Origin of the sequence: Paraburkholderia sp. J12 (genome assembly GCF_905220215.1) — a bacterium.
Taxonomy (GTDB): Bacteria; Pseudomonadota; Gammaproteobacteria; order Burkholderiales; family Burkholderiaceae; genus Paraburkholderia.
In genome coordinates this window covers 1-12813 of sequence record NZ_CAJMZC010000005.1, presented here as the reverse complement: position 1 = coordinate 12813, position 12813 = coordinate 1, and the positions used below count along the sequence as shown (strand labels likewise).

12 protein-coding genes are annotated in these 12813 nt (G+C 66.3%); 4 read left to right on the top strand and 8 right to left on the bottom strand.

Features of this window, described 5'->3' with window-relative positions; all coding sequences use genetic code 11:
• Nucleotides 1-4: 4 nt before the first annotated feature.
• From U5760_RS13150 to U5760_RS13135, 4 genes are all read right to left on the bottom strand, one after another.
• Nucleotides 5-1756, bottom strand: coding sequence for an ABC transporter permease subunit (locus tag U5760_RS13150; RefSeq protein ID WP_322012293.1), 1752 nt, complete (start codon nucleotides 1754-1756; stop codon nucleotides 5-7).
• Between the two features lie 157 nt (nucleotides 1757-1913).
• Nucleotides 1914-2093, bottom strand: coding sequence for a hypothetical protein (locus U5760_RS13145; protein ID WP_322012292.1), 180 nt, complete (start codon nucleotides 2091-2093; stop codon nucleotides 1914-1916).
• 713 nt (nucleotides 2094-2806) lie between these two features.
• The gene (locus U5760_RS13140; protein ID WP_322012291.1) at nucleotides 2807-3271 is read right to left on the bottom strand and encodes a hypothetical protein; all 465 of its coding nucleotides are present in this window, start codon (nucleotides 3269-3271) and stop codon (nucleotides 2807-2809) included.
• Nucleotides 3272-3402: 131 nt separating this feature from the next.
• A complete protein-coding gene (locus tag U5760_RS13135; protein WP_322012290.1) occupies nucleotides 3403-3864 on the bottom strand; it encodes a zinc-finger-containing protein in 462 nt (153 codons plus the stop codon).
• A gap of 349 nt (nucleotides 3865-4213) precedes the next feature.
• Here U5760_RS13135 and U5760_RS13130 point away from each other — a divergent pair, with 349 nt between their 5' ends.
• Together U5760_RS13130 and U5760_RS13125 are read left to right on the top strand one after the other, a co-directional pair.
• Nucleotides 4214-4657 carry a hypothetical protein gene (locus U5760_RS13130; RefSeq protein ID WP_322012288.1) on the top strand — a complete coding sequence of 148 codons (444 nt, stop codon included), beginning with the start codon at nucleotides 4214-4216 and terminating at the stop codon, nucleotides 4655-4657.
• Between the two features lie 127 nt (nucleotides 4658-4784).
• Nucleotides 4785-6110, top strand: coding sequence for a DUF2325 domain-containing protein (locus tag U5760_RS13125; RefSeq protein WP_322012287.1), 1326 nt, complete (start codon nucleotides 4785-4787; stop codon nucleotides 6108-6110).
• 38 nt (nucleotides 6111-6148) lie between these two features.
• Here the strand turns inward: U5760_RS13125 and U5760_RS13120 are convergent, their stop codons facing one another.
• From U5760_RS13120 to U5760_RS13110, 3 genes are read right to left on the bottom strand one after another with little or no spacing between them, the layout of a single operon-like run.
• A complete protein-coding gene (locus tag U5760_RS13120) occupies nucleotides 6149-6604 on the bottom strand; it encodes a winged helix-turn-helix domain-containing protein (protein WP_415914099.1) in 456 nt (151 codons plus the stop codon).
• Nucleotides 6605-6655: 51 nt separating this feature from the next.
• The gene (locus tag U5760_RS13115) at nucleotides 6656-7279 is read right to left on the bottom strand and encodes a nitrogen fixation protein NifQ (protein WP_322012285.1); all 624 of its coding nucleotides are present in this window, start codon (nucleotides 7277-7279) and stop codon (nucleotides 6656-6658) included.
• Between the two features lie 25 nt (nucleotides 7280-7304).
• Nucleotides 7305-7733, bottom strand: coding sequence for a TOBE domain-containing protein (locus U5760_RS13110; RefSeq protein ID WP_322012284.1), 429 nt, complete (start codon nucleotides 7731-7733; stop codon nucleotides 7305-7307).
• Between the two features lie 196 nt (nucleotides 7734-7929).
• On the opposite strand from U5760_RS13110, the gene U5760_RS13105 reads away from it, so the two are divergent.
• Nucleotides 7930-8814, top strand: a complete 885-nt coding sequence (locus tag U5760_RS13105; protein WP_322012283.1) for an extracellular solute-binding protein — start codon at nucleotides 7930-7932, stop codon at nucleotides 8812-8814.
• An 18-nt stretch (nucleotides 8815-8832) separates the two neighbouring features.
• The gene (locus U5760_RS13100) at nucleotides 8833-10668 is read left to right on the top strand and encodes an ATP-binding cassette domain-containing protein (RefSeq protein WP_322012282.1); all 1836 of its coding nucleotides are present in this window, start codon (nucleotides 8833-8835) and stop codon (nucleotides 10666-10668) included.
• A gap of 371 nt (nucleotides 10669-11039) precedes the next feature.
• Here U5760_RS13100 and U5760_RS13095 read toward each other — a convergent pair whose 3' ends face one another.
• Entirely contained in the window at nucleotides 11040-12059 is a 1020-nt protein-coding gene (locus U5760_RS13095; protein WP_322012280.1) for a hypothetical protein, read from the bottom strand.
• Nucleotides 12060-12813 lie beyond the last annotated feature (754 nt).

The window sequence follows — 12813 nt, the reverse complement described above, 5'->3', positions numbered from 1 at the left end:
ACTCTCAATCGAGGCGCAGCTTGGACTCGGCATAGGCGTACAGCGGACGCCACAACGTGCGGTTGAACAGCGTGACGAACAGGGACATCACCGCGATGCCCAGAATGATCTTCGGGAAGTCGCCGGCTGCCGTGGTCTGCGCGATATAGGCGCCCAGACCGTGCGCTTCCACTTTCGTGTCGCCCCACTGCACGAGTTCGGAGACGATGCTCGCGTTCCATGCGCCGCCCGAAGCCGTAATCGCGCCTGTGATGTAGTACGGGAAGATGCCCGGCAGCATGATCTGGCGCCACCACTGCCAGCCGCGAATGCGGAAGTTCGTCGCGGCTTCCTTGTAGTCGTTCGGATAAGCGCTCGCGCCCGCGATCACGTTGAAGAGGATGTACCACTGCGTGCCGAGCACGATGAGCGGCGAGAGCCAGATATCCGGGTTCAGGTGGAACCGCACGATCACCACGACGAACACCGGGAACAGCAGGTTCGCCGGGAACGCGGCGAGGAACTGCGCGAGCGGCTGGATCTTTTCAGCGAGCGCGGGGCGCAGGCCGATCAGCACGCCGATCGGCACCCAGATCACCGAGGCGATCGCGATCAGCAAGATCACGCGAATCAGCGTGATGAGGCCGAGCACCAGCACGTGGCCCACTTCGTCGAGCGTGACGCCCGTACGCACATAGGCCACCACGCGCCACACCACGTACACGGTCAGCGCGATCACGAGAACGCTCCAGATGACATCGCCGACGACCGTTGCCTTGCTGCGCTTCGTGCTGACCACGGGCATGGCCTTCGGCAGCTGCACGCGGACAGGAATACGCGCGAGCGCGGCGAGCACCATGCCCATCGGCACGAGCAGGCGGTGAATCAGGCGCGTGCGGCGCACGAGATCGAGCAGCCACGACTCCGGCGCGTTGCCCGAGCTCGTGTTTTCCATGCGGAACTTGTCGGCCCACGCAACGAGCGGACGGAACAGCAACTGGTCATAGGCGATGATCACGACGGTCATCGCGAGAATCACCCAGCCTACCGCGCCGAGGTTCTTCTCGGTGATCGCCTGGGCCAGATACGCGCCGATGCCCGGCAGCGTGATCGTGTTGTTGCCCACCGTGATCGCTTCGGAGGCGACCACGAAGAACCAGCCGCCCGACATCGACATCATCATGTTCCAGATGAGGCCCGGCATCGAGAACGGCACATCGAGCTTCCAGAAACGCTGCCATGCCGTGAGGTGAAAGCCCTTCGACACCTCGTCCAGATCGCGCGGCACTGTGCGCAGCGACTGGTAGAAGCTGAAGGTCATGTTCCAGGCCTGGCTCGTGAAAATCGCGAAGATCGCGGCCAGTTCGGCGCCCAGCACGCGGCCCGGGAACAGCGCGAGGAAAAACGTGACCGTAAACGAGATGTAGCCCAGCACCGGCACCGACTGCAGGATGTCCAGAATCGGCACCAGCACCTTCTCGGCGCGGCGGCTCTTCGCGGCCAGCGTGCCGTAGACGAGCGTGAAGACGAGCGACGCCACCATCGCCGCGAGCATGCGCAGCGTGGTGCGCATGGCGTACTCGGGCAGCATGCGCGGATCGAGCGAGATGACCTGGGTCTTGAGCGTGGACATCGGCGCGAGCGTCTGATGGAAGCCGATGAAGGCCATCGCGATCAGGCAGATGATGAGCGGAAACGCGACGAAGTCCCAGCGATTGGGCAGCACGCGCCACGCCGAAGCGTTGGCCGTGCGGTTCAGATTGAAGCCGAATTCCATCACTGGCCTCCCGTGCCGGTTGCACGCAGGACGCTGCATGCGCACGCGGCGCTGCTAGTCGTTCGCATAAAGCGGTTGAACTGGATCATGTTGAAACACTGAAACAACAGGGTGGTGCGCAAAACCCGGCCCGCGCGACGCGCGCCGGGCCTTCTGATCAGACCCGGAACATGCGTGCCCGCAGGTTGTGCCAGCGCGCGGCGAGCGCGGACCGGCGGCAGGACGGCGCGGCCAGCGCACGCTGGCGTGCGGCGAGCGCGTCGGGATGAACCGGGTGTTGCGGGTATTGCGAGTGTTGCGTTTGCGGCAGATGCGGCAAGAGAAGGCCGAAGTTCATGCTGGATCTCCTCGCGTCGATGAGGACGCGGTTGCGAGGAAGGCCAGCAGACCGAAGCGCGCAGCGCTTTAGCTCACGTCTGCCCGCCTTCCTCAGGGAAGCTCGAAAGGAAGCGGCATAACGGACAACTGTCACTGTCGGACATCGGAACTCCTTATTACCTGGCGGCGCGCGAACGACGCCTGTCACGGCCCTTCGCCGCGCACGAAGGCGCAACGAACGAACCGTGCCGCGAACCTCGAGGGCCCACGGCGCGATATCAGCCACATATCAGCCAGACGCGGCGCGCATGAGCGCGAGCAGCGCCTGGATGACGCTAACAAGGATGCACGAGATTTTTACTGCTGGACGCGCACCATCTGCCTGCTGGCAAGACGGCGGCTAAAGAAAGGGAGCGCGGACGTCCTGCCGGTCAGGCAGAGAAACTACTCGAAGATCGACAACTGCTACTGTCCAAGGCGTCAGCCCCTTTTGTTAAGACGGGCGAATTTTAGTCACGCTGCACACTGGAAGTCAACACGATTTGCGCGCCGCGTCAAATCCCGTGCCAGTGTCGCAACAGTCAGGCCGCAGCGCCGCCCAGCGGCCAAAACACGGAACGGGGACGGATGATTTCGATCCGTTTTCAACCTGCCGACAGAGGGCGCACACGGCATGCCCGCTGCATGTCCGGCCTCTTCTCAGCACGACTGGCCTCTACTTGCTACCCACCATCACGCCAGCTTGCGCATGGCCGCCGGCTCGACCATCCCGGCCGCACCCATGCGATCGAGCCGCTCGCTCGCTTCCGTGAGCACCCACAGCGGCGCGCGCTGCAACTGCTCGTCATATACCGTCACGATGGCTGCCAGCGCGTCGAAGGCCGCGCCTTCCAGCCGCCAGCCGTCGCCCGTGCGGCCCCGTTCGTAGCACGCGAGCAGCGCCGCATCGGCTTCGCATACCTGCGCCTGCGTGAGCGTGCCGTAGCCGGCGTCGGCCATCGACGTGGAGAGCACGTGCGCATGCAGCAGCGCCTGGGCGTCGCGGTCGCTGCCGCCGGCGCGCAGCGATGCGAGCGCCAGATGCACCTGGAGCGCGAGCTCGTTGGCGCTCGCACGCGGAATCGGCAACAGCATCGCCTTGTTGCGGCGAGCCCGGGCTGCCTGCGCCTGGCGCGGAAAGGGAATGGTCCTGGCCATAAAGGACTAACTAGATAGACAAAAGAAACTGGTCTCGTGCAATAACGGCAACTCGCGCCGAAGGTTGAGCAATGCCCGCTCGCACGAATGTAACCAAGAGTGACAGGCGCGCCGGGGGACGGATCGGCCGCTCAGTCCTGCGCCGGAGGCTGGCCCGGCCCGCGCCTTGTCGCCATGAACGCCTCGACATGGCGGATGGCCTGCTCGCATTGCTCGAGCGTCAGATGATGGAGGGAGGGGTTGGGCAGTTCGAAGCCGAGCGCTTCGGCGAGCCAGCGCATGGCGCGGCCGCGCGCCTCGAAAGCGTTCACGCCGTCACGCCGGACCTTGGCAGCGACGAGCGGATCGAGCGCGTCGTGCAGGCGGCTCTTCGCGTCGCGCAGCGCGGCATTGGCAAGGCGCCCGAGCGGCACGTTGCGCGTGCTGCGCGCCGGCACCCCGATCCAGGCCTCGCAGGCCGTGCAGACCCAGAGCGGGCCGTGGTCGTCGCGATAGGGATAGGCTTCTTCGCCGTAGCGCGCGAGCAGCGCCTTGGCGCCGCAGTAGTCGCACAGCGGTTGCGGCAGCGCCTTGACGGGCCTGCCTACGCGCATCGGGGGCTCCTGCGGCCGGAGAGAAAGGATTGCATGGCGAACTATTCGGGCAAGGAATGAATGAGAACCAGCGGCAGACGACAACGTCTGCCGCTCTATCAGCGCAAGCATACCGGGAAACGCCCTGACAACGACCCACCCATCCCCGGCATATCGATGTATTCTCTCGAATATATCGAGTGGCTGACTTCCGCCGAAGCAGCCCGCGTTTTACTCTGGATGGAGGTGCAGGTTGGCAAGCCCCCCGCGCCCGAACCCTCGTCGGCCGAACGCTCAGGCGCAGCCGGCGGACGGGGTTCCGGCCCACATCATGGCCCTGCGGCCGGCGTCCGGTCATGAGCGCGCGGAATTGATCCGCGACGTGATCGACGCTTTCCGGCGCCTGCGCGAAAGCCTGTATCGGCTGAACTGCCTGCTGGCGCCCGAGGCCGACTGCGCGGCGGCCGGCACGTCGCTGCTGCCGCTCCTCGCGGGGCTCGCGCCGCATGCCGGAAGCGCCGGCGCCGGGCGGCTGCGCGAGCGCAAACACGCGCTCCGCGACACGCGGCGGCTCGACAAGACGCGCGACGCCCTTTTCTCCGATACGTTCTGCCGCGATACCGATGCCATGCGGCAGACCATCGCCGAGCTGGAGCGGCTGGACGCCCTCTACGTGAAGTGGGGCGTCGAGCACGTCCTCGCGCGCCACGAGCCGGCGCCGGCCAGGGTGTCTTCCCTCAAGGGCACGCGGAGCTCGCGCGCCGCGGCGCGCCCGAAAGCGCAGCCGCTCGCCCCCCATATCGAGGCCGCCTGAAGAAGAGACTTCCTGTCCCAGGACACGCCCCAGCCCTCGTTATATTCCATGATATATTGCGACGACACCATGCCCGGCCTGCCCGCGCCGTGCGCCGCTCCGAGTTAAACCGGATCAGAGGTCATCCATGCACGCACCGCCGTTTCGCCTCGCCCGCACTCAGGGTCTCGCGCGGCCGGAAGAGGGCTCGCCGCTGCGCGCCGCCGCCGGCTGCTGCGGACCGAGTCAGACCGACCTAAACCGCGCACACCGGCGCACGCGCCTTGCAGAACTCGACCACCATCTGCATTGCTCGATCATCGGCACGTGCCTGAGCACGCACGAGCTACGCAAGCTCGTGCCGAAATTCACGTCGCTCGACGCGCAGCGCGCCACCGATCTCGAGATCCATCACGCGGCCGTCGAACTCGCCATCGAGGGCGGCGCAGGCAGCAAGGCGCTGCAAAAGGCACTCGATACGCGCTATGCGGGCGCGTTGCGGCGCTTTTCGGCCGCACGCGACAGCGAAGCCGTGCTCGCGCTCTGGAACGAATCGCTCGCGAGCGGCGATATTCCGCCCGCGTACTGGGCGCTCATGAGCCATCCCGAGGCGACGATGGCCGTGCGGCAAGACGCCTTCGGCGAGCTGCACATGCTTTCGCACCTGGTGGGCGCCGCCAACCGCGCGGACCTGCGCCGGCTCGTCGCGCTCGAAGCGGACAATGCCGCGCTGCAGGCGAAAACCGAGCGCCAGCAGGCGCGTCTTGCCGAAATGAGCCGCGAGCGCGATGCGGCACGCAACGCGCTGACCGAACTGCGCGCCCGCGCGGCCACACGCACCGACCGCGACGACGACGGACCGCGCGAAGCGCAGATGGCCTCGCTGCGCGAATCGCTGGCCGCCCGCGACGCGCGCCTCGCGCTGGAGACGAGCCGCCGCGAAGCCGCCGAACTGCGCGCGGCCGCCGACGAAACCGCGCTGCGCACCCTGCGCACGCAACTCGACGATGCGCTCGTGCTGATCGACACGCTGCGTGCGGAAGCACGCGCGCTGGAACAGGCCGCGCAACCGGGCGACGAAGACGGCCCCTCGCGCACGCTGCCGCGCGATGCACTGAAGGGCCAACGGATCGTCTACGTGGGCGGCCGGCCGGGCTCGCATCAGGCGGCGCGGCGCTGGGTGGAATCGGCGGGCGGGGAGCTGACCGTGCACGACGGCGGCATCGAGGACCGCAAGGGTCTGCTCGCCACGGCGCTCGCGGGCGCGAGCCTCGCGGTCTTCCCGGTGGATTGCGTCGATCACGACTCGATGAACATGCTCAAGCGCGTATGCGAGCGGCATGGGGTGACTTACCATCCGCTGCGCACGGCGAGCCTCGCGAGTTTCGCCGAACTGATGATGCGGCTCTATGTCGATGCGGCGCCGCCGCTCGCGGCCGTGCCTGTTTCGCGCTTCTGCCTGCGCCACGGCTGAAACACAGCGGAAACACGGCAACGACGCCGTGAGTGGTCCTATGCCTGGCGCTTCACGAGGTCGATCAGCGCTTCGATCTCGGGCGCGCAGGCCGCGGCCGCGCGCGCCTCGATGCCGCGATAGAGCCGGATGATTTCCTCGCCAACCGGCGTAAGCGTGCTGCCGCCGCCGCTCTGGCCGCCATGCTCGGAGACGGTGGCCGGCGACTTGAGCGCGCGATTGAGCTCGTCCATCAAGAGCCAGGCGCGGCGATAGGACATGTTCAGGCTGCGCGCGGCCGCCGAAATCGAGCCGCAATCGCGCACCGCCTCCAGCAGCGAAACCTTGCCGGGACCCAGCGCGATCGTGTCTTCCTGCAGGATGCGCATGCGAAAGCGCACTTCGGGAGCGCCCGGCGCCCTTGCGGTTCTGGCCGGCTCCGCCGGCTTGCCGCTTTCGGGCAACGCCTCGGCTGGCGTCTTTTTCGACGCGCGATCGTTTGGGGGTGGGGTCATGCGCGCAAGCATACACGATGCGCTTCGCGCGCCGTAGCCCTCGCAACGAGGCTAGCGTTGGGGTGGCGCATGCAACGTCGGCGGAAAGCAAAAGCCGAAGTCCTCGCAACCCGGGCAGCCCGGCGCCGGCCCGGGCGTCGCGCCCGTCGCCAGGGCGAATTCGCGTGCGAGCAGCTTCTTCCAGCGCAGTCCTTCGACATTGCGCGCGACCAGCGCAGGAAAGTAACGTTCGAGCATGGCTGTGACGTCGTCGCGGCCGGAGAGGCCGAGATCGCGCCACAGATGATCGGGGCGCAGGCAGGCGTTCGCGACGATGGCCGCGAGAGCGCGTGCGTCTTCGCCATCCACGTCGCGTGCCGCATGGGCGACCAGGAACTCGCGCATCGAGACGGCGTAGGCCGCGTGCATCTCGTCGACTAGCGCTATCGCCAGCAACGGCGATGCGAATCCCGCCTCCGCCGCGAAATGACGCTGTGCCAGGTCCGCCAGCTGCCCGGCCGTCAGCCCGAGCAGCGCGAGTTCGCCGCGCACTTCGCGCGCCGCCACGAGCCGGGCGAAGAGCCGCGCGTCGAATGCTTGCGGCGCCGGCGCGTTGCCCAGCAGTTCAGCGCTGCGTAGCGCGGCCTGCCGGTCGAAGTCGGGCGAGCCGGGCGGCGGGGCTGACGTTGCGCTCATGAGCGTGGAACAACGAAAGGAGACCTCAGGCGTCCACGCCCACGATCACGCTCGATGCCTTGAACAGCGCGGTGGCCGCCTTGCCCGCCGCGAGCCCCAGGCGATCGACGCTCTCGTTGGTGACGATCGCCGCGATCTGCGCGTCGCCTGGCGCGGCAATCACGACCTCCGCATTCACGGCGCCCTTCGTGACCGCCGCCACGGTGCCCGCCACGACGTTGCGCGTGGACACCTTGCTGGCGTCGCCATCGACCATGACGATCACCGACGATGCCTTCACCAGCGCGAACGCGGGCTTGCCCGCCGCGAGACCGAGCGACGCGGCGCTGCCATGCGTGATGATCGCGACGATCTCGAGGCCGCCATCGGCGCGCAGCGTGACTTCGTCGTTGACGGCGCCGGCCTTGACCGCAGTGATCTGACCGGAGAAATGATTACGGGCGCTGGTACGCATGAGCGTCTCCCTGATAGGCACAGTGCGACGCGCGGCATCGCGCGAACGCATCCTGGATTGAACGGAAAAGCCCAGTGTACAAGCGCGAATCCGTCACGCACAAACGTTATGATCGAAATTCGCGGGCCACAAGCGTGCCGTAATTTGCAAGTCCAGCGTAATATATCGACCTTTATAACGGTACGGGGAAGCCAACATGGTCCGCAAGCTGATTGCCTCAGTCGTCGTGCTCGCCGGTGCGCTCGGCGCGAGTGCGAACGCCGTCGCAGACGACAACGACGTCAACGTGCTCTACGCCGGTTCGCTCGTGAACCTCATGGAAAAGAGCGTGGGTCCCGCGTTCGAAAAGGAAACGGGCCTGCATTTCAAGGGTTACGCCGCCGGCTCCAACAAGATCGCCAACGAGATCAAGGGCAAGCTGCGCCGCGGCGACGTGTTCATCAGCGCGAGCCCGAAGGTCAACACGAGCCTGATGGGCGAGGAAAACGGCAACTACGTTTCGTGGTACGTGAATTTCGCGGAATCGCCGCTCTTGATCGGCTATAGCCCGAAGAGCCGCTTCGCCGCCGACTTCAAGACGAAGAAGTGGAACGACGTGCTGCAGGAGCCGGGCCTGCGCCTCGGCCGCACCGACCCGAAGCTCGACCCCAAGGGCGCCTTCACCGTCGAACTCATGACGAAGGCCGCGCAGGCTTACAACCAGCCGGATCTGGTCGAGAAAACGCTCGGCGCGCCGGAAAATCCCGAGCAGGTTTTGCCTGAGGAAACGCTGGTCGGCCGTCTGCAGTCCGGCCAGCTCGACGCCGGCTTCTTCTACTCGACCGAAACGTCCGACCTGAAGATCCCGTCGATCCATCCCGCGCCCGAACTGAAGATCAAGGCGAACTACACGCTCACGATCCTCAACAACGCGCCCAACAGCGCCGGCGCCGCGCGCTTCGTCAACTTCCTGCTGAGCGCCGAAGGCCGCAAGCTGCTCGCCGAGCATGGCGTCGACGTGACGAAACCCACCGTGCAGGGCACCACCACGGCCATCCCGCCGTCGGTGCAGGCCGTGATCGACGCCGCGCAACAACAGTAATCGAAGGCCGACGCGATCGTGAAGCAGCCCGCTGCGCGCCCGCTTCTGTGGCTCGGCGCGCTGCTCGCCGTTTATCTGTGCGCGCCGTTCGTCGCGAGCATCCCGCAGATCGGCCAGGCCGACTGGGCCGGTGTGGACTGGTCCACGACCTGGTCGGCCGTGGGCGTGTCGGCCGCGAGCGCGAGCGTCGCGGCGCTCGTCATCCTCGTGCTGGGCGTGCCGCTCGGCTACTGGCTCGCGCGTTCGCGCTCGCGGTCTGTGGCGCTGCTCGGTTTCGTCGTGCAACTGCCGCTCGCGCTGCCGCCGCTCACGAGCGGCGTGCTGCTGCTCTTTCTGGTCGGCCCCTATAGCGGCATCGGCCAGTTGTTCGGCGGCACGCTCACCGACTCGTTCGCGGGCATCGTGCTCGCCGAGACCTTCGTGGCCGCCCCGTTTCTGATCGTCGCCGCGCGCTCCGCCTTCGCGGCCGTCGATCCCGTGTACGACGACGTCGCGGCCACGCTAGGCCATCGCGCCGAAAGCCGTTTTTTTCGCGTGACGCTGCCCATTGCGTGGCCCGCGATCCGCGCCGGGCTCGCGCTCGCCTGGCTGCGCGCGTTCGGCGAATTCGGCGCGACGGTGATGGTCGCGTATCACCCGTACTCACTGCCGGTCTATACCTACGTGGTGTTCGGCGGCCAGGGGCTGCCCGCGATGATGCCGCTCCTGTTGCCCACGCTCGCCATCGCGATCGTCTGCGCCGTGCTCTCGGTCTATAGCCGCGGCGCGCGCTCCGCACTCGCCACGCCAGTCGACAACGGCGACGAACCCGCCAGCTTCACGCCCGCAGCGGCCGCAGGCGCGATGGCCAATCTACGTCTCGCGTTCGACGTACAGCGGCGGCTTGGTGCCTTCAGCCTGGACGTGTCGTGGCGCCCGTCCACGCGGCGCCTCGCCATCATCGGACCGTCGGGCTCGGGCAAGTCGCTCGCGCTGCGCATCATCGCCGGGCTCGAGCCCAACGATGCAGGATCCGTCATGCTGGGCGGCGCCGATCTCGGCTCGCTGCCGCCCGAGCGGCGGCAGATCGGCTACATGCCGCAGGACTACGGCCTCTTCCCGCACATGACGGTCGCGCAGCAACTGGCGTTTCCGGTGGGCGCGGACGCCGCCAGCGCGCGCTACTGGCTCGCGCATCTCGGCCTGGATACGCTCACGGGCCGCCTGCCGCGCGAACTCTCGTTCGGCCAGCGCCAGCGCGTGGCGCTCGCGCGCGCGCTCACGCGGCACAGCCAGCTGCTGCTCTTCGACGAACCGTTTGCCGCACTCGACACGCCGCGCCGCCGCAAGCTGCAGCAATCGCTGCGCGCGTTGCAGCGCGAGATCGACGCGGTCACGGTGATCGTCACGCACGACCCCGACGAAGCCGCCCTGCTCGCCGACGAAGTGATCGTGATCGAACAGGGCCGCGTGCTCCAGGCCGGTCCCGTGGACGAGGTCTTCGACCGCCCTGCCACGCCGCGCGTGGCCGAGCTGCTCGGCCTGCACAACGTGGGCGAAGGCATCGTACGCGCGGGCGGCGAAATCGAAACCTCGAAGGGTCTGCGCCTGCCTTGCAACGGCGCAACGCTCGCCACGGGTACGCGGGTGATGTGGCGAGTCTCGCCGCGCGCGCTGCGCGCGACGCCCGAGGGTGCCTGGACCGGTACGCTGGCAGGGCATGCGCTGCGTCACGGCGACCGCTATGTCACGATCGCGATCGGCGGGGAATCGTTCGATATCGCTGCCGAAGACGCGCCGCGCACGACGCAAGGCGGGGAGCGCTTCGCGATCGAGCGCGACGGCGTGACGGTGTGGCCGGCGACGGGCTCCTGAAAAGACTCACCTTACGCACGATGTGGGTCGTAAAACACGGCTGGCGTGCAGGCAAAGAGTGCTGACGTCCCCCCGTTTTCGATAGCCGCGCATCAGCCGGCACGGCTTGCGAGGGCCGCTCCCGAAAAGGCTCACCTAGGGCGCGCAATAGGTTCCAGCGCAACGAATCGCACCCGTATGCCGTCTCGCCAGCAAGATTCCCTTCGTCGAACCTGGGACTGCCAGGAAATTTTCCTGCGATCGACTGCGGATATCGCGCGCTGATTCTCTGCTGTCGAATACTCGAGCTATCGCATGACGTGCGGTGTCCAGAGCATCTTCGCTCACCACTCCCGAAAACGCTCACCTTCCGACCTGAAACGACGCGAACGTCAAATCACGAAGCTGCACCTTTCATCGAAAAAACCTGGCAACGGCACGAGATCGGTCCGCGCAAAACGCACCAGCGAGAAGGCCCGCTCGCCCAGTGGACTGGCCGGCAGGCGAGCGAGCGGAAACACGATTGCGGAGCCGGACGGGGCCGCCGCGGCGTCGATCACCACGTTCATGGGGTTCAGGCAGACGTGCTTCATTTCCACATGCGTGTGCTGCTCCGGATGGCCAAGCACGTCGCAGATCACTTGAAGCTCGCGGGCCAGCGCGTCGGTCTTCAAGCCCAGCGCACCGAGCGCGTGCGCATTCTCGTCGATCGCGGCCTGCAACGCGATGACCTCCGTGACGCCATCCATCTCGCGCTCGCCTAACATCTTGTGCGTGCCAGCGCCCTGGCGCTTGAGCAGTTGCAGCCGCGTCTTCAGGAGTGCGCGCTCCTCGACCAGCGCATCGCGGCGCGACTCGTCGGCGCCGATCTGCGCGAGCCCTTCCAGCGCAATCTGCTCGACCACACGCTCCACGATCTGCTCGCGCAAATCGCTCTCCGTTTCGCCGCACACGCGCACCTGATGATCGTCGAAACTGAGGGTCGTGCGCGCGACATCGGCATGCACCGTATCGCCCACCTGCTCCACACCGAACGTGCAGCGCTCGGCCATCGCCATGCTCATCACCGCATAGGTCTCGTGTGCAAGCGGATGTGCGTCGAACCAGGCATGCAGTTCCGCCGAACGGCTCAGAATGCGGGCAACCTCGTCCGGCGCCGCGAAAAACGCATGGATATACGGGTCGCCCAACCAGTTCGCGGCGCTCGCCTCGTGCGGCGGCGGCAAGCTGCGCACCACGCCGCTCACATAGTCGATCGAGCGGGCGAGCGCAGGCGTCACGCGCTCACGAAAGCCCTCTGCCAGCTTCAGCGACGGGCTCAGCACGAGCAGGCGCTCGGTCAGCTTGCGAATCTGCGGCGTGACGGGGTGCGCCTTCGCGCGCGGGCGCCATAACCGGTGGAGTAGGCCCATGTCAGGACTCCGTTGGGAACCGTGCCTGCTGCATTGCAGCACGAAGCACTATAGCGCGAATTGCTGAACGGGCAGCGGCAAGCCCCATCTCCCGAAAACGCTCACCTTTCTTTGCACGTGCAAAGGAGCAACGGTGTGCAGCCGCTTCAGAAATGGCTAACCGTCATGGCATAAACGGGGAAAATTGCACGGAGGTGAAGCGGTGTGTCCCGCAGACACTCACCTTCCAAATGTGAATCATGCGCAGTAAGGAAACGAATCCTGATCGGGACCGTCGTGAATTGGCCAGCGTGCATACGCATAGCCCGCTCCTGAAAGTTCTCACTTTGTTGACCAGATTAAGTGGCTTGCCCGACCGTCAAAATCGCGCCTATCGACAGCTTCTCAAACCAAGCCAGAAGCGGGCAAACCTATCCGGTAACGATTGGTTTTCAATCAAGAGGATCAAACCTGCTGCCAACGAGGCAACTTAAGCTGTGTGGACCTCGAAAGTAGAACCAGGTGATGAAACCACACATCGAACCACGCAGCGGTGGAAATCGGGACACAGGATGGAATGCATCTGGATGAGGCAGTCGGACAGCCGACGGACTTGATGCGTTACCCCGCAAACGAGGCGATACGGCTCGCTGCTATCCTCGAACGACTTGGACCGCGATTTCGGACGGGCCTGGCTGTGAAGCTTCAATAGGTTGTTTTCCGAATCGGGAAGCCTGGCCACCAGTGCGGGCGGCGAGGATCAGGAATGTCAGTA

Coding starts and splice junctions, on each gene's coding strand:
- U5760_RS13095 (WP_322012280.1), bottom strand. CDS start 12,059: ATGGGCCTACTCCACCGGTTATGGCGCCCGCGCGCGAAGGCGCACCCC.
- U5760_RS13145 (WP_322012292.1), bottom strand. CDS start 2,093: ATGAACTTCGGCCTTCTCTTGCCGCATCTGCCGCAAACGCAACACTCG.
- U5760_RS13115 (WP_322012285.1), bottom strand. CDS start 7,279: ATGAGCGCAACGTCAGCCCCGCCGCCCGGCTCGCCCGACTTCGACCGG.
- U5760_RS13135 (WP_322012290.1), bottom strand. CDS start 3,864: ATGCGCGTAGGCAGGCCCGTCAAGGCGCTGCCGCAACCGCTGTGCGAC.
- U5760_RS13140 (WP_322012291.1), bottom strand. CDS start 3,271: ATGGCCAGGACCATTCCCTTTCCGCGCCAGGCGCAGGCAGCCCGGGCT.
- U5760_RS13125 (WP_322012287.1), top strand. CDS start 4,785: ATGCACGCACCGCCGTTTCGCCTCGCCCGCACTCAGGGTCTCGCGCGG.
- U5760_RS13110 (WP_322012284.1), bottom strand. CDS start 7,733: ATGCGTACCAGCGCCCGTAATCATTTCTCCGGTCAGATCACTGCGGTC.
- U5760_RS13105 (WP_322012283.1), top strand. CDS start 7,930: ATGGTCCGCAAGCTGATTGCCTCAGTCGTCGTGCTCGCCGGTGCGCTC.
- U5760_RS13150 (WP_322012293.1), bottom strand. CDS start 1,756: ATGGAATTCGGCTTCAATCTGAACCGCACGGCCAACGCTTCGGCGTGG.
- U5760_RS13120 (WP_415914099.1), bottom strand. CDS start 6,604: ATGACCCCACCCCCAAACGATCGCGCGTCGAAAAAGACGCCAGCCGAG.